General features: G+C 65.2%; 17 protein-coding genes and 1 pseudogene. 9 read left to right on the top strand and 9 right to left on the bottom strand.

Translation table 11 applies throughout. The features are described 5' to 3' along the window. Nucleotides 1-21: 21 nt before the first annotated feature. The 6 genes from hda to panB are packed head-to-tail and all read left to right on the top strand — an operon-like array spanning nucleotide 22 to nucleotide 5,196. The gene (gene hda, locus B0G69_RS09195) at nucleotides 22-795 is read left to right on the top strand and encodes a DnaA regulatory inactivator Hda (RefSeq protein WP_121316595.1); all 774 of its coding nucleotides are present in this window, start codon (nucleotides 22-24) and stop codon (nucleotides 793-795) included. Beyond that, the gene (locus tag B0G69_RS09190) at nucleotides 788-1,474 is read left to right on the top strand and encodes an HAD family hydrolase (protein WP_121316594.1); all 687 of its coding nucleotides are present in this window, start codon (nucleotides 788-790) and stop codon (nucleotides 1,472-1,474) included. The genes hda and B0G69_RS09190 overlap by 8 nt, the downstream gene beginning before the upstream one ends. Continuing rightward, nucleotides 1,471-3,072, top strand: a complete 1,602-nt coding sequence (gene pcnB, locus B0G69_RS09185; RefSeq protein WP_121316593.1) for a polynucleotide adenylyltransferase PcnB — start codon at nucleotides 1,471-1,473, stop codon at nucleotides 3,070-3,072. The genes B0G69_RS09190 and pcnB overlap by 4 nt, the downstream gene beginning before the upstream one ends. 48 nt (nucleotides 3,073-3,120) lie before the next feature. Next, entirely contained in the window at nucleotides 3,121-3,666 is a 546-nt protein-coding gene (gene folK / locus B0G69_RS09180; RefSeq protein ID WP_121316592.1) for a 2-amino-4-hydroxy-6-hydroxymethyldihydropteridine diphosphokinase, read from the top strand. Beyond that, a complete protein-coding gene (locus tag B0G69_RS09175) occupies nucleotides 3,663-4,343 on the top strand; it encodes a deoxynucleoside kinase (protein ID WP_121316591.1) in 681 nt (226 codons plus the stop codon). Before folK ends, B0G69_RS09175 begins: the two co-directional genes overlap by 4 nt. A gap of 37 nt (nucleotides 4,344-4,380) precedes the next feature. Then, a complete protein-coding gene (panB, locus tag B0G69_RS09170; RefSeq protein WP_121316590.1) occupies nucleotides 4,381-5,196 on the top strand; it encodes a 3-methyl-2-oxobutanoate hydroxymethyltransferase in 816 nt (271 codons plus the stop codon). Nucleotides 5,197-5,303: 107 nt separating this feature from the next. Here panB and pabB read toward each other — a convergent pair whose 3' ends face one another. The 8 genes and pseudogenes from pabB to hrcA all read right to left on the bottom strand — a co-directional run bounded on the left by pabB (nucleotide 5,304) and on the right by hrcA (nucleotide 14,959). Next, complete coding sequence (gene pabB, locus B0G69_RS09165; protein WP_121316589.1) at nucleotides 5,304-7,241, bottom strand: aminodeoxychorismate synthase component I; 1,938 nt, start codon at nucleotides 7,239-7,241, stop codon at nucleotides 5,304-5,306. 25 nt (nucleotides 7,242-7,266) lie between these two features. Continuing rightward, nucleotides 7,267-8,406 carry a molecular chaperone DnaJ gene (gene dnaJ / locus B0G69_RS09160; RefSeq protein WP_121316588.1) on the bottom strand — a complete coding sequence of 380 codons (1,140 nt, stop codon included), beginning with the start codon at nucleotides 8,404-8,406 and terminating at the stop codon, nucleotides 7,267-7,269. A gap of 268 nt (nucleotides 8,407-8,674) precedes the next feature. Further along, nucleotides 8,675-10,627 (bottom strand): molecular chaperone DnaK, encoded by a 1,953-nt coding sequence (gene dnaK / locus B0G69_RS09155; protein WP_121316587.1) that lies wholly within the window; start codon nucleotides 10,625-10,627, stop codon nucleotides 8,675-8,677. A gap of 150 nt (nucleotides 10,628-10,777) precedes the next feature. Beyond that, a pseudogene (locus B0G69_RS09150) lies at nucleotides 10,778-11,091 on the bottom strand (thioredoxin); the annotation flags it as partial. Between the two features lie 115 nt (nucleotides 11,092-11,206). Further along, the gene (gene grpE / locus B0G69_RS09145; protein ID WP_121316585.1) at nucleotides 11,207-11,788 is read right to left on the bottom strand and encodes a nucleotide exchange factor GrpE; all 582 of its coding nucleotides are present in this window, start codon (nucleotides 11,786-11,788) and stop codon (nucleotides 11,207-11,209) included. A gap of 497 nt (nucleotides 11,789-12,285) precedes the next feature. Continuing rightward, nucleotides 12,286-12,693, bottom strand: coding sequence for an RNA-binding S4 domain-containing protein (locus tag B0G69_RS09140; protein WP_121316584.1), 408 nt, complete (start codon nucleotides 12,691-12,693; stop codon nucleotides 12,286-12,288). Beyond that, nucleotides 12,690-13,766, bottom strand: coding sequence for a ferrochelatase (gene hemH / locus B0G69_RS09135; protein WP_121316583.1), 1,077 nt, complete (start codon nucleotides 13,764-13,766; stop codon nucleotides 12,690-12,692). Before hemH ends, B0G69_RS09140 begins: the two co-directional genes overlap by 4 nt. Before the next feature lie 173 nt (nucleotides 13,767-13,939). Beyond that, nucleotides 13,940-14,959, bottom strand: a complete 1,020-nt coding sequence (hrcA, locus tag B0G69_RS09130; RefSeq protein WP_120346113.1) for a heat-inducible transcriptional repressor HrcA — start codon at nucleotides 14,957-14,959, stop codon at nucleotides 13,940-13,942. A gap of 341 nt (nucleotides 14,960-15,300) precedes the next feature. On the opposite strand from hrcA, the gene B0G69_RS09125 reads away from it, so the two are divergent. Further along, entirely contained in the window at nucleotides 15,301-16,203 is a 903-nt protein-coding gene (locus B0G69_RS09125; protein ID WP_121316582.1) for an NAD kinase, read from the top strand. Nucleotides 16,204-16,284: 81 nt separating this feature from the next. Continuing rightward, nucleotides 16,285-17,955, top strand: coding sequence for a DNA repair protein RecN (recN, locus tag B0G69_RS09120; protein WP_121316581.1), 1,671 nt, complete (start codon nucleotides 16,285-16,287; stop codon nucleotides 17,953-17,955). A gap of 128 nt (nucleotides 17,956-18,083) precedes the next feature. On the opposite strand, the gene glnE is transcribed toward recN, so the two are convergent. Beyond that, nucleotides 18,084-20,933 carry a bifunctional [glutamate--ammonia ligase]-adenylyl-L-tyrosine phosphorylase/[glutamate--ammonia-ligase] adenylyltransferase gene (glnE, locus tag B0G69_RS09115; RefSeq protein WP_199731166.1) on the bottom strand — a complete coding sequence of 950 codons (2,850 nt, stop codon included), beginning with the start codon at nucleotides 20,931-20,933 and terminating at the stop codon, nucleotides 18,084-18,086. 133 nt (nucleotides 20,934-21,066) lie between these two features. Between glnE and B0G69_RS09110 the strand changes: the two genes are divergently transcribed. After that, on the top strand, nucleotides 21,067-25,311 hold the full coding sequence (locus tag B0G69_RS09110) for a YhdP family protein (protein WP_121316580.1): 4,245 nt from the start codon (nucleotides 21,067-21,069) through the stop codon (nucleotides 25,309-25,311). The last annotated feature ends 56 nt before the right edge of the window (nucleotides 25,312-25,367 follow it).

Genomic DNA, 25,367 nt, shown 5'->3' with positions numbered 1-25,367 from the left:
CATTTTCGGCAGTCATCTACTGTGCTTCGTCAACTGACGCTCGATCTCGGCACTCCGCCGCCATCGACATTCGACAATTTCTTCGCCGGCGCGAACGCGGAGCTGGTCACGCGCCTGCGTGAGCTCGACAACGCGCTCGCCGCCGGGCCGGTCGCCGATCGCACCTTCTATGTCTGGGGCGAGTCCGGCAGCGGCCGCACGCATCTGTTGCAGGCGCTCGTGCACGAAGCGCCGCCGGGGCATGCGCGCTTCGCCGGGCCGCAGAGCAGCCTGGCCGCGTTCGGCTTCGACCCGCGCGTGGCGCTCTACGCGATCGACGACTGCGACGCGCTGTCCGCCGCGCAGCAGATCGCCGTGTTCAACCTGTTCAACGAAGTGCGCGCGCATCCCACCAGCGCGCTAGTCGCCGCGGGCAACGCTCCGCCGATCGGCATGACCGTGCGCGAGGATCTGCGCACCCGGCTCGGCTGGGGCCTCGTCTTCCATCTCGCGCCGCTGCCGGACGAAGGCAAGGCGGCGGTGCTCAAGCTCGCCGCGCGCGAGCGCGGCATCATGCTCGCCGACGACGTGCCCGCCTACCTGCTCACGCATTTTCGCCGCGACATGCCGAGCCTGATGGCGCTGCTCGACGCGCTCGACCGCTTCTCGCTCGAACAGAAACGCGCGGTCACGCTGCCGCTTCTGCGCACCATGCTGGCGTCGCCCGACGCCGACGAACGGCGCGCCGCGCCCGGCTCGTCGGCGGGTTCGCACGCCGCGTCATCCGCTTCAAGTAAAATAGGCCCCCATGGCTAACCTCGCACTCTTCGATCTCGACCACACGCTCATCCCCACCGACAGCGACCACGAATGGGGCCGCTTCATGGTGAAACAAGGCATGGTCGACGCCGAAAATTTCGCCCGTGAAAATGACCGCTTTTTCGCCGACTACAAAGCCGGCAAGCTCGACATTCACGCCTATCTGATCGCCATGCTCACGCCGCTCGCGAAATACACGCGCGCGCAACTCGCCGACATTCACGCGCAGTACATGCACGAAGTCATCACGCCGGCCATTTTTCCGGTCGCGCTGGAGCTGGTGAAGCAACACCGTGAAGCCGGCGACCTCTGCTGCGTGGTCACGGCCACCAACGAATTCATCACGCGCCCGATCGCGCAGGCCTTCGGCGTCGACATGCTGATCGCCTGCGAAGTGGAAACCGTCGACGGCCAGCCGCATTCGCCGTACACCGGCCGCCCCACCGGCACGCCGAGCTACAAGGAAGGCAAGATCGTCCGTACCGAAGCGTGGCTCGCCGCGCTCGGCAAAACCTGGAGCGACTTCGAGCGCAGCTATTTCTATAGCGATTCGCACAACGACATCCCGTTGCTCGAAAAAGTCACCGACCCCATCGCGACCAATCCGGACGACACATTGCGCGCCCATGCGCAAGCCAAAGGCTGGCGCATCCTCGAACTCTTTCAACCCTCGTGATCAAAAAACTCATTCGCAAGCTATTCGGCCAGGACGCGGCGCCCGCTGACGGCAACCTGCCCGCCGAAGCCGAAGCAGACGTAACCGGCCGCGCTCCCGCGCGCACGAAGTCCGCCACCGAAGGCGCGGCCAAACCGCGCCGCAAAACGATCCGCGCGCCTGGCGCGGCCGTCAAGGCCGTGCGCGATCCGGACGTGCCGGTCATCATTCCGCACGACGTGCACGGCATCGATCCCGCGCTGATCTCGAGGAACGCGATTCGCGTGACCGAAGGTCTGCAGCAGGCGGGCCATCGCGCGTTCATCGTCGGCGGTGCGGTGCGCGATCTGCTGCTCGGCATCAAACCGAAAGACTTCGACGTCGCCACCGACGCCACGCCCGAACAGGTGCAGAAGCTGTTCCGCCGCGCGCGCATCATCGGCCGCCGGTTTCAGATCGTGCACGTGCAGTTCGGCCAGGAGATCATCGAAACCTCGACGTTCCGTGCGCTGGTCGATCCGCCCGCAGCGGACGCGGCGCCGCCGCGCCGCCTCAAGCGCGACGAGCTCGACCGCCGCACCCACGCGGTGGACGCGAGCGGCCGCGTGCTGCGCGACAACGTGTGGGGCGAGCAGCACGAAGACGCCACGCGCCGCGACTTCACGATCAACGCGATGTATTACGACCCGGCCACGCAAACCGTGCTGGACTACCACAACGGCATGGCCGACATGCGCGCGCGTCTGTTGCGCATGATCGGCGACCCGGCCACGCGCTATCGCGAAGATCCGGTGCGCATGCTGCGCGTGGTGCGTTTCGCCGCGAAGCTCGAGTTCGAGATCGAAGACAGCACGCGCGCACCGATCGTCAAGATGGCCGATCTGATCAACAACGTGCCCGCCGCGCGTCTCTTTGACGAGATGCTCAAGCTGATGCTGTCCGGTCACGCGCTCGCCTGCCTGAAGCGCCTGCGCCAGGAAGGGCTGCATCACGGTCTGTTGCCGCTCCTCGACGTGGTGCTCGAACAGCCCATCGGCGAGAAATTCATCACGTTGGCGCTCTCCAATACCGATGCGCGCGTGCGCGCCGGCAAGCCGGTGTCGCCGGGCTTCCTGTTCGCCACGCTGCTGTGGCACGACGTGCAACAGCGCTGGCAGAAATTCGAAGCGGACGGCGATTATCCGGTGCCCGCGTTGCATCGCGCGATGGACGAAGTCCTCGACATGCAAACCGAGAAGCTCGCGATCCACAAGCGCTTCTCGTCGGATATGCGCGAAATCTGGGGCCTGCAGCTGCGCCTCGAAAAACGCTCGGGAAGAAGCGCGCTGAAGCTGCTGGAACACCAAAGATTTAGAGCGGGGTATGATTTCCTCCTGTTGCGCTGCGAATCGGGCGAACTCGATGAGTCGGTCGGTGCGTGGTGGACGGAGTTCATCGAAGGAGACATCGCCGCGCGCGAGGTATTGCTCACGCAAGGCGGAAAGGACCGAAGCCCCAGAAAACGACGGCGGCGCAGCAGTGGCGCGAAAAACCGCAAACCGGGCGACGGAATGGAGGGCGGCACGCCAGCCGAACGCACGGACAACGACGCGGGCCATGACGGCTCGCACGACGACTGACCACGCGTTGGCTGAAGCCGTCGAACGATAGCTGCAGGAAGTTATGCCATGACGGTTGCTTATCTCGGCCTCGGCGCGAATCTCGGGGACGCGCGCCAGACCCTGAAAGACGCAGTGGTGTGCCTCGCACAACAGCACACCATCTCCGTGCTCGCCAAGTCGAGCCTGTATCGCACTGCCCCTATCGACGCGGGCGGTGACGACTATTTCAACTGCGTCGTGAAGGTGGACACGACGCTCCCCGTGCGGCATCTGCTCGCGCTGTGCCACAAGATCGAGCATCAGTTCGGCCGCGAGCGGCCGTTTCGCAACGCGCCGCGCACGCTCGATCTGGACATCCTGCTTTATGGCGATCAATCGATCGACGAAGCCGATCTGATCGTCCCGCATCCCCGCTTGACCGAGCGCGCGTTCGCGCTGGTGCCGCTCGTCGAAATCGACGCGGCGCTGATCATTCCACAACACGGCCGCGCTGATGCGCTGCTCGCCGGCGTCAGCGATCAACGCATCGAGAGAGTGAACGGCCCGTGTCAGTGTCCGATGCTCAATGCATTGACAGGCGCCACCACCGCCGATAAAGGCCGCTGCGAATGAGCTCGCCGCCGCTCACGGTCACCGCGCCGCAACTGCGCCCGCCGTTCGGGTATCTCGCGATCGAGGGGCCGATCGGCGTCGGCAAGACTTCGCTCGCGCGACGGCTCGCACAGCGCTGGTCGATGCAGGAGTTGTTCGAACGGCCGCAGGACAATCCCTTTCTCGAACGCTTTTATCGCGATACCGCGCGTTTTGCGTTGCCCACGCAACTGCACTTCGCACTGCAGCGCGCACAGCAGGCGCAGGAAGTGAGCGCGGCGCACGGCTCGGGCACCCCGCTCATCGCCGATTTCATGACGCAGAAGAACGACATCTTCGCGCGTCTGACCTTGCAGGATGACGAGTGGCAGTTGTACCGCGCGCTCGCCGCGCGGCTCGACGTCAGTGCGCCGACGCCTGATTTCGTGGTCTATCTGCAGGCGAGCCCCGAAGTGCTGTTCGCGCGCATCCAGAAGCGCGCCGTGCCGATGGAGTTGCAGATTTCCGACGCGTATCTGCGCGCGCTGTGCGACGCGTACAACGAATTCTTCTATCACTACGACCGCACGCCCGTGCTGACGGTCAACGCCGAACACCTGAATCCGCTCGATTCCGATGCGGACCTTGCGCTGCTCACCGAACGCATCGAAAGCATGCGCGGCCGCAAGGAATTCTTCGTCAAAGGCACGTCGCTCTGAGCGGCGCGGCCACCTCTTTTTTCCAATGGATTGACCCATGACCTATTTGCAGGAAGCGAGCCGGAACGCGATCACCGTGCCGAAACTGCAGGCGATGCGCGACGCCGGTGAAAAAATCGCGATGCTCACCTGTTACGACGCGAGCTTCGCCGCTCTACTGGATCGCGCCGGCGTCGACGTGCTGTTGATCGGCGATTCGCTCGGCAACGTGCTGCAAGGCCAGACGACCACGCTGCCGGTGTCGCTCACCGACATCGCGTACCACACGGCCAGCGTGGCGCGCGCGCGGCCCGCGGCGCTGGTGGTCGCCGATCTGCCGTTCGGCACCTATGGCACGCCGGAAGACGCGTTTCGCAGCTCGGTGGAACTGATGCGCGCCGGCGCACAGATGGTGAAGCTCGAAGGTGGAGTATGGCTCGCGGACACAGTGCGCTTTCTGGTCGAGCGTTCGATTCCGGTGTGTGCGCACGTCGGTCTCACGCCGCAGTCCGTGCATGCGTTCGGCGGCTTCAAGGTGCAAGGCAAGACCGAAGCGGGTGCGAGCCAGTTGCTGCGCGACTCGCTCGCGATGCAGGCGGCCGGCGCACAACTGATCGTGATGGAGGCGATTCCGACGCAGCTCGCCAGCGAAGTCACGAAGCAGTTGCGCATCCCGACAATCGGCATCGGCGCGGGGCTCGACTGCTCGGGTCAGGTGCTGGTGCTGCACGACATGCTCGGGATTTTCCCCGGCAAGCGCCCGCGCTTCGTGAAGGACTTCATGGAGGGGCAGCCGAGCATTCTGGCGGCTGTCGAAGCGTATGTGCGTGCGGTGAAGGACGGTTCGTTTCCTGGGCCCGAGCATACGTTCTGATGGATGGCGGCGCTTAGGTGTTGGCGCCGCCGCGCCGCTGTTCGTTTGTTTTTGAATGTTGTTTGCGCGCGAGCGGTGTTCGTTCACACCGCAGCTTGGTCCGCGTTCTAGCGGACTAAGCGCGCCTCCAGCGCGCCACGCAACGCGTTGCAGATCAGGAGCGCCTCGGCGTTCAGCACATCCGCCTGCGTCAGGACTTTTTCAGCCGCTTGCAGGCCCGACGCCTCGTCTAGCAATACGCCTCGCATCACACCGGGCAGCACGCCCGACGCGAGCGGCGGCGTCCACCAGCGCCCTGCCAGCTTCACAAACACGTTCGACCGGCCGCCTTCGGTCAACTCGCCTCGTTCGTTGAAGAACAGCGTATCGAACGCCCCCTTTGCTTCGGCTTCACGCCAGCCACGGTCATAATCGGCGCGGCGGGTGGTCTTGTGGTGCAGCAGCGGGTCGCCGGCTTCGGTTGCGAGAAACGCGTGGTCAGGACCGAGCAGCACGCCGACGCTTGATTCCGTCAGCGGGCTCAGGACTGCAGCAGTGATTTGCACTGTGCCGTCCTTGCGCAGCGCGAGCCGCATGCGGTGCGCAATGTGCGCCGGCAGCGAAGCGCATTCTGCGGCGATTTGCGCGCGAACCGCGTCGATGTCGTCGAGCCCGAAGCCGAGCGCTGCGGCACTCGACGAAAGCCGTTGAAGATGACGTGCGAGATGCCGCACCCCCTCTTCCCGCGTCGCGTACATCGTTTCGAAGAGTTCAAAGCCCGGATCGGCGCCGGTCAGGAATCTGGCTTTCAATTGACACTCCGCGTATTCGTCGGCAGCCACGCTGTCGAGGACAATGCCCGCGCCGATACCCAACTTGCCTTGCAAGGCGCCGGTTTGCGCGGACCGGTTCAAAGTCAGCGTCCGGATGGCGACGGACAGGCAGAAGTCGCCGCAGACGGATTCGGGTGTGATGGGTGCGGCGGCGGCAAAAGTGTGCTCGTCAGGGGCATTCGTGGAGGCTTCCAATGGCGCATCGAGCCACCCGATCGCCCCGGTATAAAGACCGCGCGGCGTACTCTCGAGCTCGTCGATCAACTGCATCGTGCGATGCTTCGGTGCGCCGGTGATCGAGCCGCACGGAAACAGCGCGCGCAGGATGCCGGCGAACGACGTGCCGGGCCGCAACGCCGCCTCCACCGTCGAGGTCATCTGCCAGACCGACGCATAAGGCTCGACCGAAAAGAGCGCCGGCACCTTGACCGAGCCTGTCTGCGCGACCCGCGACAGATCGTTGCGCAACAGATCGACGATCATCACGTTTTCGGCGCGATTTTTTGGATCGTTGCCAAGAAACTCGGCCGTACGCCGGTCGGCGGCCGGATCGTCCGAGCGCGGCGCGGTGCCTTTCATCGGCCGCGCGCGCAACTTCGCGCCCTGCTTCTCGATGAAGAGTTCCGGCGAGCATGACAACACCCAGCTGCCGCCCGGCAACGCGATGAACGCGCCGAACGGAACCGGCTGTCGAGCCCGCAAGCGCCGATAGAGCGCAGTGGGCGAGCCGAACACGTCGAAGCCGAGCCGGTATGTGTAATTGATCTGATACGAATCACCCGCGCGCAGGGCGGCGTGAATCGCATCGATCGCCGCGTCGAATTGCGCGCGATCGACGCTCGCGCGCACATGGGCGGTGCCCGCCACCGACGGCTGCGCCGCATCGCCGTCGCGCGCCATGAGCCACGCGTCGACCTCTTCGCGCGAACGCCTGTCGCAGCGTTCGAACAATAAAAAACGCAGCGTGGCGTCGCCACGCTGCGTTTTCAGAGACCTGTCCACCTCTTCGCCGAGAACAAGCGGCCGGCCAAACTCATAGTCGGCGAGCACGACGGCATGCAAACCATCCCGCGTATCGGCAACGACGCTCTCGCACACGGCTTCGAGCTGCGCGACGTCCGCGCAAACCCGTTCACGCGCGAAACCCGTGTACAGACGACTCGAGCGGCGCGCCGTCGTCGCGTCGCAATCATCGAGCAGTGCGAACACTGCGCCGCGTTCATCTGCCGTCATGCTTACCGCCAACTTCAAACTGCCATTAATCGAAGAAGCTCTTCACCCGATCGAACCAGCTTTTGCTTTGCGGGCTATGCCGCGCGCCGCCTTCCACCAGCGCCTTTTCGAACTGTTGCAGCAAGTCGCGCTGCGTTTCGTTCAGCTTGACCGGTGTTTCGACTTGCACGTGTACGTACAGATCGCCGGCAATGCTCGAACGCAGCCCTTTGATGCCCTTACCACGCAAACGGAACGTCTTGCCCGATTGCGTGCCTTCCGGCACGGTGAAGCTGGCGCGTCCCGCGAGCGTCGGCACTTCGATTTCGCCGCCGAGCGCCGCCGTGGTGAACGGAATCGGCATCTGGCAATGAAGGTCGTCACCATCGCGCTCGAACACCGAGTGCTGCTTGATGTGAATCTCGACGTACAGATCGCCCGACGGACCGCCGTTGATGCCCGGCTCGCCGTTACCGGCCGAGCGGATGCGCATGCCGTCGTCGATACCCGCCGGAATCTTCACTTCCAGCGTCTTGGTTTCCTTCACCTTGCCCGCGCCGTGGCAGTGGCCGCACGGTTCGGGGATATAGGTGCCGGTGCCATGGCACTTCGGGCAGGTCTGCTGAATGCTGAAAAAACCTTGCGACATCCGCACCGAACCCGAGCCGCTGCAGGTCGGGCAGGTTTCCGGCTTGGTGCCGGGCTTCGCGCCCGAGCCGTGACAGACTTCGCACGAGACCCAGCTCGGCACGCGAATCTGCGTGTCGTAACCGTGAGCGGCCTGCTCCAGCGTGATTTCCATGCTGTAGCGCAGATCGGCGCCGCGGTACACCTGCGGGCCGGCCCGACCGCCGCCACGCGCGGCGCCACCGGCCGCCTGGCCGAAGATATCGCCGAAAATATCGCCGAACGCGTCGGCAAACCCGCCGAATCCTTGCGCACCGCCTGCGCCCATGTTCGGATCGACGCCCGCGTGGCCGTACTGATCGTATGCGGCACGCTTTTGCGAGTCCGAAAGCATTTCGTAGGCTTCCTTCACCTCTTTGAAATGCTCTTCCGCATCCTTGTGGCCCGGATTGCGGTCGGGGTGATGCTTCATCGCGAGCTTGCGATAAGCCTTCTTGATTTCGTCGTCGCTCGCGTTCTTTGCGACGCCCAGAACCTCGTAGTAATCCCGTTTCGCCATATCGGTTCAACGCCACTCGCGCAATGCAACGCTGTGGCTCCTCTTGAATGCTGGAGTCTCACGACTCGTCCGGCCGCTGTTTTCACCCGCTTCGACACGGCTCAAAACAACGCCCTCCATAAAACAAATGTGCCCGGGGAGCCCCAAAAGGCTCGCCAGGCGTGATAACCGCTCTTGCACGTTGGTCGTCCGGGTGGACGCAGTTCCTTGTGCAGCCCGGCCGCGCACATTGCTGTGCGCGGCTTTACGGTCGAAATGCGACCTGGCTTTAGTCCTTCTTCACTTCCTTGAACTCGGCGTCGACCACATCGTCCTGCTGCTGGCTCGCGCCACCAGCCGATGCACCCGCACCTGCCGCGCCTGCTGCGGCGGCTTCCGCACCTTGCGCAGCCTGCATGTCGGCGTACATCTTTTCGCCCATCTTCTGCGAGGCGGTTGCCACCACTTCGATCTTGGCTTCGATCGCGGCCTTGTCGCTCGAACCGCTCTTCAGCGTTTCTTCGAGGTCCTTCAGCGCGGCTTCGATCTTTTCCTTCTCGCCCGCTTCCAGCTTGTCGCCGTATTCGGTGAGTGCCTTCTTCGTGCTGTGGACCAGCGCGTCGCCCTGGTTGCGGGCATCGGCCAGCTCACGCAGCTTGTGATCTTCTTCCGCGTTCGCTTCGGCGTCCTTCACCATCTTCTCGATTTCGGCTTCGGACAGACCCGAGTTCGCCTTGATCGTAATGCGGTTTTCCTTGCCGGTCGCCTTGTCCTTCGCGCCGACGTGCAGAATGCCGTTCGCGTCGATGTCGAAGCTCACTTCGATCTGCGGCATGCCGCGCGGTGCCGGCGGAATGCCTTCGAGGTTGAACTCGCCCAGCAGCTTGTTGCCCGCTGCCATTTCGCGTTCGCCCTGGAACACCTTGATCGTCACAGCGCTCTGATTGTCGTCAGCCGTCGAGTAGACCTGAGCGTGCTTGGTCGGGATCGTGGTGTTCTTGTTGATCATCTTCGTCATCACGCCGCCGAGCGTTTCGATGCCGAGCGACAGCGGGGTCACGTCGAGCAGCAGAACGTCCTTGCGGTCGCCCGACAGAACCTGGCCTTGAATCGCGGCGCCCACGGCCACGGCTTCGTCCGGGTTCACGTCACGGCGCGGATCCTTGCCGAAGAACTCCTTGACCTTTTCCTGCACCTTCGGCATGCGGGTCATACCGCCGACCAGAATCACGTCGTCGATTTCGCCGACCTTCACGCCTGCGTCCTTGATCGCCACGCGGCACGGTTCGATCGTGCGTTCGATCAGCTCTTCAACCAGCGCTTCCAGCTTCGCACGCGTAATTTTCAGGTTCAAATGCTTCGGACCCGATGCGTCTGCGGTGATGTACGGCAGGTTGATTTCGGTCTGCTGGCTCGACGACAGTTCGATCTTCGCCTTTTCAGCCGATTCCTTCAGGCGTTGCAGCGCGAGCACGTCCTTCGACAGATCGACGCCTTGCTCTTTTTTGAACTCGCCGATGATGTAATCGATGATGCGCTGGTCGAAGTCTTCGCCGCCGAGGAACGTATCGCCGTTCGTGGACAGGACTTCGAACTGCATTTCACCGTCGACGTCAGCGATTTCGATAATAGAAATGTCGAACGTACCGCCGCCCAGGTCGTACACCGCGATCTTGCGGTCGCCCTTTTCAGCCTTGTCGAGGCCGAATGCCAGAGCGGCTGCGGTCGGTTCGTTGATGATCCGCTTCACTTCCAGACCGGCGATGCGGCCTGCGTCCTTGGTTGCCTGACGCTGGCTGTCGTTGAAGTACGCGGGAACCGTAATCACGGCTTCGGTGACCGGCTCGCCGAGGTAGTCTTCAGCGGTCTTCTTCATCTTGCGCAGCACTTCCGCGGAGATTTGCGGCGGCGCCAGTTTCTGATCGCGCACTTCGACCCACGCGTCGCCGTTGTCGGCCTTTATGATCTTGTACGGCATCAGGCCGATGTCCTTCTGCACTTCTTTTTCTTCGAAGCGGCGGCCGATCAGGCGCTTGACCGCGTACAGCGTGTTCCTCGGATTCGTGACCGACTGACGCTTCGCGGGCGCGCCGACCAGAATCTCGCTGTCTTCCATGTAAGCGATGATCGACGGCGTGGTGCGCGCACCTTCCGAGTTCTCGATCACCTTGACCGAGTTGCCTTCCATGATCGCCACGCACGAGTTGGTCGTGCCGAGGTCGATGCCAATGATTTTGCCCATTTTTCTAATCTCCTAACTTTGGTCGCTGCGGGAATCGCCTATTTGCCCATCCGGCGGTCGGGCGATCCGCTCTCAATTCATGCCTGCACTCAACATAAGTGCGTCCGCATCGTTTTCAAGACCTCTTTTACGATGCGGTCTTTATTTTTTTCAATCGGTCGAACTTTTTCCCGAATTCGTTCCATCGACTTGCCGCCCTGGCCGCGGGAACGGCGGGCCGGAGCTTTTCCCGGGCCGCTGCGACCGCTACCTCGAATTGCCTCGCCTGTGCCGACCAGACGCCCGGCCTGGCCACTCGCCGCGGTAAAAGAAAAACCACTGCGCACGCCATGAAGCATGAAACGCCTGCCCGTTTCGCGATGCTCGTGGACCTTGCTGTAAAACCGTTTGAGGCCGACCGCGCGGATCGCGTCCGGCTGCGCCAGCATCGCTTTCCTGGCAAGCTCGAAGTTGAAGCCGTCGAGACGCCGGAACAACGCCACGGGCAATCATCTCCAGTCTCAGCGGTCGTCGGCCGACGGAGATGCTCGCCATCGCGGCAGACGCCAGATAGAACGGCTTGCGAAGCCTCGTGCCGCTTTACTTCGGCGCCGCGACTGTCACGAGTGCGGGACGCAGCACGCGATCGGCAATCACGAAGCCTTTTTGCAGCACGGCGACGACGGTGTTCGGCTCCTGATCGGCCGGCACCATCGAAATGGCCTGATGGCGGTGCGGGTCGAACTTCTCGCCAACCGGATTCAAGGCGACGACGCGGCCCTTTTCCAGTGCGCCGGTCAATTGGCGCAGCGTCAGCTCGACGCCCTCGCGCACCTTCTGCAGGTCGTCGGACGAGTGAGCAACGGCCGCCTCGAGGCTGTCGACCACCGGCAGCAGATGCTCCGCAAAACTTTCGATCGCAAACTTATGCGCTTTGGCGACGTCTTCCTGCGCACGACGGCGCACGTTCTCGGTTTCGGCCTTTGCGCGCAAAAAGCTCTCCTGCAACTCGGCGATCTTCGCCTGCGCTTCGGCGAGCGCAGTCTGCTCGGCGCTTGCCGGCGCATCCGCTGCGGCGTTCACAGCCGGATCCTGGGGCGCTGCGGCCTCGGCGGCCTGGCGCGCGGTTTCGTCGGCGGGCGTGGGGTTCTGGCTCGTCGGGTTCTCTTGCGTGTTTTCCATGTCGCTGAAAGTCGTTAAAAGGTAAAAATCAACGGTAGCGCGAGCTACGTAAAAATATCGCGATTTGCGCGTTGCAAAACCGCGACAGGCGGCTCGCCTCACCACCGCATATCAAAAGGCCAGATGGGGCCGCAAGGCTCCCTTTCAAGCGGATTCGCGCGTTCTTTTCGCACCATCGACGAGCGGCGGCAATGTGCCGTTACAACCATTAATGCGACGCAATCAGATTGAGATTGAGTGCGACCAGCAAGTGGCCTATGCTCCAATAAAGCATCGGAAAAGACACGTTAACCCTAATCTGACGTTGACCTTACCGAATTTGCAATTCAACCTGATTCGCCCGTTTTAGTAATCGAATCATCCTTGGGGGAGTACCGTGAAACTGACCTTGGCAATCGGGGTGGTCGCACTGGTACTGGTGGCGGGCACCACGACCATCTGCATGTCCGGAGCGGTCAATGACCATACAACCGAGTATGGCGGCGTGCATCAACTGTTCAATTCCCACCTGAAAATTTGTCGATAACGCGCCGGTCGCGCTTGGTCGGCCGGCCGTGCATTTCAGCCGCGGGTTCGCGGTACGTCCTGCGCCGCTCCTGCTCGACCTGCCGCTTGACCTTGCTTTGCGCGGTCTCGGCATAGAGCGTCTGCGCGACGCTCGCGGGGCCACGCACGTCGCAGACGCCCAGCACTTCCACCTGCCACACGATCCGTTCGATCTCGATCTCGACCAGGTCGCCCACCCGGACGTCCTTGGCCGGCTTGACGCTGGCCCCGCCGATGCGCACATGGCCTTTGTCGACCGCGTCGGCCGCGAGCGAGCGCGTCTTGAAGAAGCGCGCGGCCCACAGCCACTTGTCGATGCGCAGCTTCGCGCCCGCTTCAGTGGAAATCCTGTAGTTCATGAACCTGCCCCTGTGGCGTGCGGCACCGGCACCGCCTGCACCGGCCAGCCCTGGAGATTCTGCGCGACGATCTCGCCGAGCGCCGCAATCCACGGTTGCGACGCGTTCACGCAGGCGATGCGGTGAAACTCCTTGCCGCCCGCCTGCAGGAACACGTCCCGCACTTCCATGCCGATTTCCTCGATCGTTTCAAGGCAGTCGGCGGTAAAGCCCGGGCAGAACACATCGGCGCGTCGCACACCCGCCGCGCCCAGCTCCTTGAGCGTAGGCGCCGTGTACGGCTGCAGCCATTCGGCCTTGCCGAAGCGCGACTGGAAGGTGACGCGGCATTCCACCGGCGTCAGCCCGAGCGCTTGAGTCAACAACGCCGCGGTCTGCTGGCATTGCTCGTGGTACGGATCGCCCAGGTCCAGCGTGCGCTTGGGCACACCGTGAAAACTCAGCACCAGCTTGTCGCCCGCCGCGAAGTCCGGCCGGCCGTGCTGATGCCAATAGTGATGCACCTGGGCGGCCAGCGCGGCAATGTAGGCGGGATGATCCGCGTATTGGCGCACCGTGCGGATTTCCGGCTGATTGCGCATCCGCTTGAGGGCCGAGAAGGCGTCGTCGAACGCCGTGGCCGTGGTCGACGACGAGTATTGCGGATACATGGGCACGAGCAGTACGCGCTCGGCGCCGGCCAGCTTCAACTGGTTCAGCATGGCCGGAATGCCCGGCGTGCCGTAGCGCATCGCGTAGTCGACCAGCACCGTGTAGTCATTCAATTGCAGCAAATGGCGCAAGCCCTCCACCTGCTTTTCCGTGTAGACGCGCAACGGCGAGCCTTCGGGCATCCACACCGCCGCGTACTTCCTGGCGGAACTGCGTCCGCGAAACGGCAAAATCAGCACACGCAAAATGATCTGCCACAGCAGCGCCGGAATTTCGACCACCCGTGGATCGGACAGGAATTGCGCGAGATAACGGCGCACCGCGCGCGGCGTCGGCGCGTCGGGTGTGCCGAGATTGATCAGCAGCACGGCGACACGATGTGAGGTGGCGTTCTGTGAAGGCCGCTCGAGGTCGAAGCGCATAGGCAGCGGAAGTCACCGCTTTACGCGGAGAGTCGATTCAGTGGAGATTCATTATAGCGGCGCGGTCCGTGGCCCGGTTCGCCGGACGCCCCTGGCCGTTCGGCCGATAGGCAAACCGCGCGCGCTCACGCATCATTGCCAGCACGGCTCGCCGCAGCGGGATTGGCAGGCGGTTATTGCTGACTCAGAGTGAGCGAAAGCAGACGCGCGGTGATGTCGACAATTGGAATTACACGGTTGTAGGCCATGCGGGTCGGCCCGATCACGCCGAGCGTGCCGACGATCTTGCCGTTCACCTCGTACGGCGCGGTGACGACGCTCATCTCTTCGATCGGCACCAGGTTCGACTCGCCGCCGATAAAAATCTGCACCCCCGCCGCGTGACTCGACACGTCGAGCAATTGAAGGAGACTGGTCTTTTGGTCGAACACATCGAACAGCTTGCGCAGACGTGCCATGTCCGACGAGAGGTCGGCGACTTCGAGCAGATTGCGCTCGCCGGAAATCAGCACCGTCTCGCCGGTGTCGGATTCGTCCGTGCTCGCCGTGACCGCCGCGTGCATCAGCGTGGTCATGTCGCCACGCAGCTCGTCGATTTCTTCGCGCAGGCGGCGGCGCACGTCGTCGAACGAGAGGCCCGCGAAGTGCGCGTTGATGTAATTGGAGGCTTCAACCAGCTGCGACGGCGAGAAATCGCGCTGGGTGGCCATGATGCGATTCTGCACGTCGCCTTCGGGCGTCACGATGATGAGCAAGATGCGTTTGTCCGACAAACGCATGAACTCGATCTGCTTGAACACGTGGCTGCGCCGCGGCGTGAGCACCACCCCGGCGAACTGCGACAGGTTGGACAGCACGCTGGCCGCCGCCGCGACGATCTTTTGCGGCTCACCCGCCTGCAGCGTAGTCTTGACGGTACGCATCACCGCCTCTTCGTCCGCGGCGGACTCCACTGTGAGCATCGTGTCGACGAACAGACGGTAGCCACGCGGCGTAGGAATGCGGCCCGCGGAAGTATGCGGACTGATCACGAGCCCTAGGTCCTCGAGATCGGACATCACGTTGCGGATCGTTGCCGGGCTCAGTTCGAGCCCCGAGTATCGTGACAGCGTGCGCGAGCCGACCGGCTGACCTTCGGCGATGTAGCGCTCGATCAGCGTTTTGAGGAGGGTTTGTGCGCGAGGATCTAGCATGAGGAAAAATTTTAGCTTAATGCCGGGACTACCGCGAGCGCTAACGGCGCCTGCCCGCGACGAATACGCCACTGCTTGCCGGGGCGGCGTCCGGCCGGCGCTCTGGCGCAACACTGCGCAGCGCGCCGAGCCCCTCTTGCGCCGGAATTCGCAAGCTCCTTACGGCCAGCGTCGGCGCAGCCTGATCGGCGGCGCCCCCTCACACTTTAATCGGCGCGCATGTCATCAAGGCTTCACCATTCTAACGATAATCGCGGCATGCGCCGGCGGCCCGCCATGCCGGGCCGCCACCGGGTCTGTCTGCGGTTCTTTTCAGGCCCCACCTATGGTGTAATGCCGGCATGCAAGTGACCAGCCAGTTCAAGACCGTCGCGCTCGTCGGGCGCAACAATACGCCAGGTATCGGCGAGCCGCTGACCGCGCTCGCCTCGTGCATCGCGAAACGCGGCTTCGAAGTCGTGTTCGAGGCGGACACCGCCGCGGAAATCGGCATCACCGACTATCCGGCGCTGCGTCCCGCCGAGATCGGCGCGCGTGCCGACGTCGCCGTCGTGCTGGGCGGCGACGGCACGATGCTCGGCATCGGCCGTCAGCTTGCGCCGTACCGCACGCCGCTCATCGGCATCAACCATGGGCGGCTCGGTTTCATCACAGACATCCCGATCTCCGACATGCGCGAGATCGTGCCGCAAATGCTGTCCGGCCATTTCGAGCGCGAAGAACGCCTGCTGCTCGAAGCGCGCATCATGCGCGACGGCAATCCGATCTACCACGCGCTGGCCTTCAACGACGTGGTGGTCAACCGCAGCGGCTTTTCAGGGATGGCGGAACTGCACGTCTCGGTGGACGGGCGCTTCATGTACAACCAGCGCTCGGACGGCCTGATCGTCGCCACGCCGACCGGCTCGACCGCTTATGCGCTGTCGTCGCAGGGGCCGATCCTGCACCCGCAATTGCAGGGCATCGTGCTCGTGCCGATCGCGCCGCACGCGCTGTCGAACCGGCCGATCGTGCTGCCGGACGACTCGAAGGTGAGCATCCAGATCGTCTCCGGGCGCGAAGTGAACGTCAATTTCGACATGCAGTCGTTCACCTCGCTCGAGTTGAGCGACACGATCGAGGTGCGCCGCTCGCGTCATACGGTGCCGATGCTGCATCCGGTCGGCTACAGCCACTACGCCACGTTGCGCAAGAAGCTGCACTGGAACGAATACCCGTCGCACGAAGAAGATCCCAAGCCCTGAGCGGCGTAGTCACGCTGGAACGCCAAGGCCCAAGCTACCGCCGCTGCCGAAACTGAATTTCAAGCTCATCAGACGACCTCCATGCTTCGCCACCTCTCGATACGCGACTTCGTCATCGTCGCCGCGCTCGACCTCGAATTCGACAGCGGCTTTACTGTTTTCTCGGGCGAAACCGGCGCCGGCAAGTCGATCCTGATCGACGCGCTGGCGCTCGCACTCGGCGCGCGCGCCGACGCGAGCGTCGTACGCACCGGCGAGAGCCGCGCCGACATCACTGCAGAGTTCGAGACCCATGCGCAGGTCGAGCAATGGCTCGACGAGCAGGCGCTCGGCGCGGCGACCGACAGCGACGCGCATGACGGCACCGTGATGCTGCGGCGCGTGGTGGACGCCAACGGCCGCTCGCGCGCGTTCATCAACGGCACGGCGGCGACACTCGCGCAGTTGCGCGAGGTGGGCGAGATGCTGGTGGACATTCACGGCCAGCACGCGCACCAGTTGCTGATGCGCCCCGACGCGCAACGCCAACTGTTCGATACCCACGCGGGTCTGTCCGACACCGCCGCCGCCGTCACGCGCGGGTGGCGCACGTGGCGCGAGAGGGTTCAGGCGGTCGAGCACGCGCAGACCCGCGACCGCGAGTTGCAGCTGGAGCGCGAGCGCCTCGCCTGGCAGCTCACCGAACTGGACAAGCTCGCGCCGCGACCGGGCGAGTGGGAAGAGGTCAACGCCGAGCACCATCGTTTGTCACACTCGGCCAATCTGATCGACGGCGTGCAAGGCGCGCTCGGCGCGCTGTCCGAGTCCGACGAGGCGATGATCACCCACCTTGCGTCGATCGTGTCGAAGGTGCGCAACCTGGCCGAGATCGATCCTGCGCTGAACGACGTCCTCGCCGCGCTCGAACCCGCCGAAATCCAGTTGCAGGAAGCGGCGTACTCGCTGAGTCATTACGCGCAAAAGCTCGAACTCGATCCTGAGCGCCTCGCGCAAGTCGAAAAGCGCCTCGACGCGCTACATTCGGCCGCGCGCAAATTCCGCCTGCAGCCGCAGACGCTCCCCGAGGAACATCAGGCGCGGCGCGCGCAACTGGATGCGCTCGACGCCGCCGCCGATCTCGACAGCCTGCACGCCGCAGAGGCGAAGGCCAGGGAAGCGTACCTGGCCGAGGCGAAGAAACTCTCGAAGGCGCGTGCGAAAGCCGGCACCGCCTTGGGCGCGGCGGTCACCACCGGCATGCAGGAACTGTCGATGAAAGGCGGCAGCTTCGAAGTCGCGCTGGTGCCGCTACCCGAAGGCGGCGCGCATGGTTTGGAGCAGGTCGAGTTCCGCGTCGCGGGTCACGCCGGCGTGCCGCCGCGGCCGCTCGCCAAGGTCGCCTCGGGCGGCGAACTGGCGCGTATCAGCCTCGCGCTCGCGGTCATCGCCAGCGCGGCCAGCCCGACACCCACGCTGATCTTCGACGAAGTGGATACGGGCATCGGCGGCGGCGTCGCCGAAGTGGTCGGGCGGTTGTTGCATCAGCTCGGGCAAGCACGCCAGGTGCTGTGCGTGACCCACTTGCCGCAAGTCGCCGCGCGCGGCGACCACCATTTCCAGGTGGCGAAAGCCGGCAACGGTAAAGGCGGCACGGTGAGCAGCGTAATCTCACTCGACAGGGCGAGCCGCGTCGAGGAAGTCGCGCGGATGCTCGGCGGCCTGGAAATCACCGCGACCACGCGCAAGCACGCGAAGGAAATGCTGGCCGCCTGAAACGGCGCAGCCGGGAGGGCGCTCACCCTCGCGCTTGCCCCGGCCGTCGACCAATACTTCTGCACGTCGTGAGCCAGGCGGGGATCGATTACGCCCGCCGCCCCGCTCTCACGTCGCGCGGCACAGCCTCACCCGAACACCCGCTTCCACAACGCCAGCACCGCTTCACGCTCGGTGCCGACCAGCGCCGGATCGACGCGCGCCTTCTCCATCCCGTCGAGCCGCAGCTTGTGCTGCAACTTGCGATACGTGCGATACGCCGCGCCGACCGTCTCGGCTTCTTCCTCGCTCATCAGGCCGAAGCGCGACACTTCGCGCAGCAACGCGATGTTGCCGGTATTGCGGATCAGCTCGGGATCGCGGGCCGCGTGCAGCAGCACCCAGTACTGCACGGTGAATTCGATATCGACCATCCCGCCACGGTCGTGCTTCAGATCGAACAGCGCCGGCGTGTGGTTCGGATGCCCCGCCCTGACGCGCTCGCGCATCTCGACGATCTCCTTCGCGAGCGGCGCCGCGTCGCGCGGCGTGGTCAACACCTGTTCGCGGATCGCCTCGAACTTCGCGCCGATCTCGGCATCGCCCGCGCAGTAGCGCGCGCGGGTCAGCGCCTGGTGCTCCCAGACCCACGCGGTGTTGGCCGCGTCGCCTTCGCGCAACTGGTAGCGGCGGAACGCGTCCAGGTCGGTGACGAGCAGACCCGATTCGCCGTTCGGCCGCAAGCGCAGGTCGACATCGAACAACGTGCCGGCGCCGGTCGCGGTGGTCAGCCAGGTGATCAGGCGGCGGGTGTAGGTGGCGTAGACGTCGGCCGCGGCGTCGTCGGCATCGTCGTACAGGAAGATCACGTCGAGGTCGGACGCGTAGCCCAGCTCCTTGCCGCCCAGCTTGCCGTAGGCGATCACCGCAAAGCGCGGCACCTCGCGGTGACGCTTCGACAACTGGTTCCAGACCGCTTCGAGCGTGACGTCGAGCACGGCGTCGGCGAGCTCCGACAGCCGGTCGCTCACGTGCTCGACGCTCAGCTTGCCGGCGAGATCAATCAGCAGAATGCGGAACACCTCGGCCTGGTGCGCGTGGCGCAGCAGATCCATCTGCTGCTCCACGCCGTCGGCGGCGGCCAGCCGCAAGCGCAGCGTGCGCTTGAACTCGGGCCAGTCGAACGGGCTGTTGATCGCTTCGTCGTCCAGCAGTTCGTCGAGCAGTTGCGGGTGGCGAATCAGATAACCGGCCGCCCAGCGCGAGCCGCCCAGCACCGACAGGACCTGATGCAGCGCCTGCGGATACTCGGTCAACAGCGCGAGGTAGGCGCCGCGCCGGCTCACCGCTTCGAGCAGATCGAACAGGCGCGCGACCGTGTCGTCGCGCCGCTCGGGCGGCTCGAGCGTACGCGCGGCTTCTAGCGCTCGCTGCGCGACAATATCGAAACGTTGCCGGCTACGCTCGGCGAGCCCCGTGTAACGCGACGACTGCCACACCGCGCGCAAGCGCGCGAGCAGATCGCCCGGCTCGGCCACACCGAGTTCGATGAGACGCGCGCGCAATGCTTCATCGGCGCTGTCGTCAGCGAGCGCGCTGCTCCACACCCATGCGGCGGCGCCGTCTTCAGGCGCACCGCAGCCGTCGCGGCCGCTCACCTTGTCGGCGAAAATCTGGTCGAACTGTTGCTCGACGAATTCGCGATGCGCATCGAGCTTCGCCATCAGTGCCGCGTAGTCGTCGCAACCCATCGTGCGCGAAAGCGCGGCGCGCTCTTCCGGGTCGACCGGCATCGCGTGGGTTTGCGCATCGTTGCGGTATTGCAGACGGTGCTCGAGTTCGCGCAGGAACCGGTAGGCGACCGACAGCTTCTCGCACACCGACGTATCCAGCAGCCCATGAGCGGCGGCGTGCCGCAACACGGCGAGCGTCGGCCGCACGCGAAAGCCCGCGTCCTGGCCGCCGCGAATCAGCTGGAACACCTGCGCGCTGAATTCGATTTCGCGGATGCCCCCGCGCCCGAGCTTGATGTCGTCGGCCTTGTCGGGCCGCATCGACGCGCGGCGCTGCGCCTCCTGGCGAATCTGCAGATGCAGCGCGCGAATCGCGCTGATCACGCCGAAGTCGAGATAGCGACGATAGACGAACGGCGTGACAATCGCGTCGAGCTGCTTCTGCAACCGCTGCGCCGCGTCGCTCGCGCCTTCCGACACGAGGCGCCCCTTGATCCACGCATAGCGCTCCCACTCGCGGCCCTGCACGTAGAAATACTCTTCGAGCATGCCGACGCTGCACACGAGCGGCCCGGAGTCGCCGTTCGGCCGCAGGCGCATGTCGACCCGGAACACGTAGCCGTCGGCGGTCACTTCGGCGAGCGCGCCGATCAAACGCTTACCGAGGCGTGTGAAGAAGTCCTGCGTCGCGATCGGCGAACGCTGGCCGCCCGCCGTCTCGCCGTCCTCTTCATAGACGAAGATCAGGTCGATGTCCGACGACACGTTCAGCTCGCGCCCACCCAGCTTGCCCATGCCGACCACGCCGAGCGTGAGCCGCTCGCCCTGCGGGCCGCGTGGTTCGCCGTAGAGCGTTTCCAGCTCGGCGGACAGCACCGCGAGCGCACGCTGGATTGTCGTCTCCGCCAGATCGGTCATCGCCCCGGTCACTTCGGCGATGTCCGCCTTACCTGCCAGATCGCGCTCCATCACCGCGCAAAACACCTCGGTGCGCAGTTGGCGCAAGGCCCGTTTGAGTGCATCCTCGTTAAGTGGCGCGCCGGCTGCGCCGGCCGCTTCGGCGCACAACGCGTCGAAACGCGCGTCGATGCGCTCGCGGGTCAGCGGCGCGCCCGCCAGCGCCGCCACGTGCGCGACGAGTGACGGACGGGCTGCCGCGGCGCGCGCGGCGTAGTGTGAATAGCTGGAACTCAGGAGTGTCGCGTCAGTCATCAAAGGTCTGGCTCGCTCGTTGCTTGGATAGCGTGGTTCGATCCGCTGTAACACCTCGATCCGGGGCGCCGATGCAGGCCGTGAGGCGGCGTGCAGACAGGGTTTGCCGGAAGTCCGCCGACCCTTTGCCGTGTGTTACATTTCGTCGTTAATCCGCAAAACTACCATATCGCCCACGCGCCGCCGCATGTCCGAGCGAAACGAATCCGCCGAGCACCACGAACCCGGGCAGGTCGGACCTGTGAGCGGACACGACCACATCGTGCTGCGTCGGACTTTGCGCGTCGTCCTCGTCATCGCGCTGGTCCTCTACTTCATCGCCACGACGCTGTTTCTCGGCTTGCGCTACGTCGTGCTGCCGCGCATCGACTCGTTCCGCCCGCGCATCGAAGCGGTCGTTTCCGAGAAGCTGCGCACGCAGTTCACCATCGGCAAGCTGGCGCCGCATTGGAGCGGTTTTCAGCCGGGCGTCGACGTGACCAACCTCGTGATCCGCGATCACGAAGGCAAACCCGCGCTGACGATTCCGCACGCCACCGCCGCGCTGTCTTGGCGATCGCTCTGGCAGTTTCATCCGGCGCTCTCCAGCTTGATCGTCGATCAACCCGACGTGCTGGTCTCGCGCAACGCCGACGGCGTGCTGTCGGTCGCGGGCGTGCCGGTGCCGACCCGGCATAGCGGCAACGACACGCTCTCCACCTGGCTGCTGCGCCAGCAAGCGATCGTGCTGCGCGGCGGCGTGCTGCGCTGGCGCGATGCGCAACACGCGGCGCCGGAACTCGCGCTGCGCGACATCCGCATCGCGATCCTGAACGATGGCTACGATCACCGGCTCGCGCTGCAGGCGCCCGCCGAAGGCCAGGTGCTGCACGGCCCGATCGACTTCCGCACGCATTTCAGGCACGCGCCGCTCAGCGCGATCGGCAAGCCGATCAATTGGACCGGGCAGGTGTACATGTCGACGGGCCCGGTCGATCTGCCGACGCTCGCGCGCTACATCGACTTCCCGATCGAGACGTTTGCCGGCCGCATCGACAACGCGATCTGGGGCGACTTCGCCGAGGGCCGCATGAAGACGGCGAGCGGCAAGCTGACCGGCGCCGACGTCGCGCTGCGGGTGCGTCCAACGCAGCCCAAGCTGCTGCTGCCGGTCGCGCATTTCTCGTGGCACCTCGATCTCGCCCAGCAGGGCGACTACCGGCTGCAACTCACCGACCTGCGCGCCGAACTCGGCCAGCCACCGCTCGAGGACGGCACGCCGCTCACCCGCACGCTCCAGTTCGCGACGCTCGACGGCCGCTACCGGAGGGCGTCGCAGCAGCATGGGCAACTCGTGAGCGTCACCGGCGACCGCGTCGACCTGGGCATCCTCGCGGAATTCAGCCGCGCGCTGCCGCTGCCGCGGCGTCTGCTGAACAACCTGGTGCGCTTTAATCCGCGCGGCCTGATGGCCAACTACGTGATCGAGGTCGAGCGCGGCAAGCCGGAGTCGGGCGAAGTGGGCGGCGATCGTCACACGACCGGCGCGGAGCCGATCGAGCGCTATCGCTTCAAGGGTGATCTGCAGGGCATCAGCGTGGCCGCCCAGGAACCGCCGCCGGGACTCACCGCGCGCAACCACCCGCGCGCGGGCATCCCCGGCATCGAAAATGTGTGGGGCAGCGTCGACGCCGACGAAAACCATGGCACCGCGCTTCTCGACACGTCCAATGTGGCCATCACGCTGCCGGGCGTGTTCGACGATCCGCGCCTGAAGCTCGACCGTTTGCATGGCCGCGCCGACTGGACCATCACGCCGAAGGCGCCCGGCGAGAACCGTCCGGGGTTTGCGGTGAAGGTGGCCGATTTCGCGGTCTCGAACGCGGACGTCGCGGCCACCGCGAGCGCGAGCTACAGCAACCCCGGCCACGGCCGCGGCTCGCTCGATCTGAAGGCCGACTTCCAGCGCGCCCAGGTGCCGCGCATCACCCGCTATCTGCCGACCAGCATCAGCGAAAAGCTGCGCATCTATCTGGGCCACGGGCTGCAGGCGGGCATCTCGCAGGGCGCGACGATCGAAGTGCATGGCGACCTGACCAAATTCCCGTACTCGCGCGATCCCGACGCCGGCATCTTCCATATCGTCGCGCCGTTCAAGGGCGGCAAATTCGATCCTTCGCCCTACCCGCCGCGCAATATGCGCAACGGCACGCCGAACGTGTGGCCGCCGCTCGACGGCATCGACGGCGTGTTCGAACTCAAGCAGAACGTGATGCGCTTTGACATCGCCCGCGGGCGGTACAGGCGCGTCGCGCTGACCGGCGTCAACGGCAGGATCGACGACCTCGGCAACCGGGGCTCGAATCTCGTCATCCAGGGTAATGGGCGCGGGCCGCTCGCCGACATGCTCGACTACGTGAACGACAGCTCGCTCGGCATCATGGCCCGGCACCAGACGGAAAAGATTCGCGCCGAAGGACCCGCGTCACTCGCGCTCAAGCTGACGGTGCCGCGCACGCCGAAACCGCATATCGGCGTGGAAGGCGCGGTCGGCTTCCTGAACAACCGGCTGAGCGTGCCGCGCGTGCCGCCGCTGTCGCAACTGAACGGCCGGGTGCGTTTCACCGAACGTACGGCCCAGCTCGACCGGCTCTCCGGGCAGTTCCTCGGCGGCGACGTGCATGCCAACGGCGGGCTGCGGCAGAACGGCACGTACGCGCTGGCGCTCAACGGCCATATCGCCGTCGACGCGGCGCGCGGCCTCGATCTGCATGGTCCGGCAGCGCAGGTGCTGACGCGCCTGAGCGGCACGGCGCCCTACGCGCTGAACGTGCGCGGCGCCAAGGGCAGCTTGCCGGAAGTGACCGCGAACTCCGATCTGACCGGCCTCGCGCTCGACTTCCCGGCGCCGTTCGCCAAGCCGGCCGGCGAGGCGATGCCGCTGCACTTCGCCGTCAACCCGTCCGCCGCGCCGGGCGAAGCCGGTCTGGAACGCGCCGACCTGACCTTCGGCCCGATCGCCGCCGCGTATCTGTTGCGTTATCAGCCCAAAGCGCTGCCGACGGTCGTGCGCGGCGCGATCGGCGTGAACAGGCCCGCCGATCTGCCATCCGACGGCGTGGTCGCCGCCGTCGACCTGCCGGCGTTCGACGCCGACGCGTGGCGCGCGCTCGTCATGCAGATGCGCACCCAGGGCGCGGCTTCGAACTCCCCGCCGGGGACCCCGCCCACTGCGCCCCCGGCGCCCCCTGCGCCCGCGGCCGCCACGCCGCCGGCTGCGCCGAATCCGGCCGTCACACAATTCCTGCCGAACCGCTTCGCGCTGCACATCGATACGCTGACGCTGCTCAAGCGCCACTGGGACGACGTGATCGTCGGCGCGTCGCATGCGGAGGGCAAATGGCAGGCGAACATCGCGTCGAACCAGGTGTCCGGCCACGTGTCGTGGCTGCCGGGCGCCACTCGCGGATCGCCGGGCACGCTGCAGGCGCGCTTTGCGCGCGTCGTGATTCCGTCGGTCGAGGACAAGGACCTGCTCGGCCCGGCGATGTCGGCGCCCGCGCAGAACATGCCGTCGATCGATCTGGTGGTCAACGAGCTGATCGTGCGCGAGCGCAACGTCGGCCGGCTCGAAGTCGACGCGCACAACTTCGAAGAGGACGGCGTGCCGGTCTGGCAGCTCGACAAGCTCGACATCACGAATCCCGCCGCCACGCTCAGCGCCACCGCGAACTGGCGCACCTCGACGGGACTGGGCGCCGCCGCCGACGAAAGCACGCCGCGCCGCACCGTGTTCGATTTCAAGCTCGACATCAAGGACGCCGGCGCGCTGATCGAACGCTTCGGCCTGCCGCGCACGATCAAGGGCGGCACGGGCTCGCTGTCGGGCAAGCTGGCATGGCTCGGCGCCCCGGCCGTGATCGACTTTCCGACGCTCAACGGCAATCTGGCGGCGGACCTGCACCATGGCCAGATCCTCAAGATCGACCCGGGCGTCGCCACGCTGCTGGGCGTGCTCAGCCTGCAAAGCCTCGCGCGTATCGCCACGCTGGATTTCCGCGACGTGATCGGCGAAGGGCTGCCGTTTTCCAGCGTCACCGCCACCGCGCAGATTCACGACGGCATCGGCCGCACGGACAACTTCACGATGGTGACCGCGCCGGCGCGCGTCGACATGACGGGCACGGTCGATCTCGTGCAGAAGTCCCAGGACATGCATCTCCACGTCACGCCGACCGTGAGCGTGGGCGCCGGCGTGATCGCCGCGGCGGTCATCAATCCGTTCTTCGGGCTGGGCGCGCTGTTGGCTGATCTCGCACTCACCCACTCGGTCTCGCACGTGTTCGCGCGCGAATACGCGATCACCGGTTCGTGGTCGAAACCGCACGTCGAGCGGGTGACGGGCGATCGCGGTAATATGGACGTTCCGGCTTCGACTGTTGAAGCGCACTGAGTTTTATCCGGCCCCCGGATTGCTTTTTTGGCCGGCCGAGCGCCCAGTGCCGCGAC

The organism is Paraburkholderia sp. RAU2J (genome assembly GCF_003634845.1).
GTDB lineage: Bacteria > Pseudomonadota > Gammaproteobacteria > Burkholderiales > Burkholderiaceae > Paraburkholderia > Paraburkholderia fynbosensis.
This window is presented reverse-complemented; position numbering and strand designations above follow the sequence as displayed.

Excerpts from the sequence above, each read along its gene's own strand:
- B0G69_RS09190 (WP_121316594.1), top strand. The coding sequence starts at position 788 with ATGGCTAACCTCGCACTCTTCGATCTCGACCACACGCTCATCCCCACC.
- folK (WP_121316592.1), top strand. The coding sequence starts at position 3,121 with ATGACGGTTGCTTATCTCGGCCTCGGCGCGAATCTCGGGGACGCGCGC.
- B0G69_RS09175 (WP_121316591.1), top strand. The coding sequence starts at position 3,663 with ATGAGCTCGCCGCCGCTCACGGTCACCGCGCCGCAACTGCGCCCGCCG.
- panB (WP_121316590.1), top strand. The coding sequence starts at position 4,381 with ATGACCTATTTGCAGGAAGCGAGCCGGAACGCGATCACCGTGCCGAAA.
- pabB (WP_121316589.1), bottom strand. The coding sequence starts at position 7,241 with ATGACGGCAGATGAACGCGGCGCAGTGTTCGCACTGCTCGATGATTGC.
- dnaJ (WP_121316588.1), bottom strand. The coding sequence starts at position 8,406 with ATGGCGAAACGGGATTACTACGAGGTTCTGGGCGTCGCAAAGAACGCG.
- dnaK (WP_121316587.1), bottom strand. The coding sequence starts at position 10,627 with ATGGGCAAAATCATTGGCATCGACCTCGGCACGACCAACTCGTGCGTG.
- grpE (WP_121316585.1), bottom strand. The coding sequence starts at position 11,788 with ATGGAAAACACGCAAGAGAACCCGACGAGCCAGAACCCCACGCCCGCC.
- B0G69_RS09140 (WP_121316584.1), bottom strand. The coding sequence starts at position 12,693 with ATGAACTACAGGATTTCCACTGAAGCGGGCGCGAAGCTGCGCATCGAC.
- hemH (WP_121316583.1), bottom strand. The coding sequence starts at position 13,766 with ATGCGCTTCGACCTCGAGCGGCCTTCACAGAACGCCACCTCACATCGT.
- hrcA (WP_120346113.1), bottom strand. The coding sequence starts at position 14,959 with ATGCTAGATCCTCGCGCACAAACCCTCCTCAAAACGCTGATCGAGCGC.
- B0G69_RS09125 (WP_121316582.1), top strand. The coding sequence starts at position 15,301 with ATGCAAGTGACCAGCCAGTTCAAGACCGTCGCGCTCGTCGGGCGCAAC.
- recN (WP_121316581.1), top strand. The coding sequence starts at position 16,285 with ATGCTTCGCCACCTCTCGATACGCGACTTCGTCATCGTCGCCGCGCTC.
- B0G69_RS09110 (WP_121316580.1), top strand. The coding sequence starts at position 21,067 with ATGTCCGAGCGAAACGAATCCGCCGAGCACCACGAACCCGGGCAGGTC.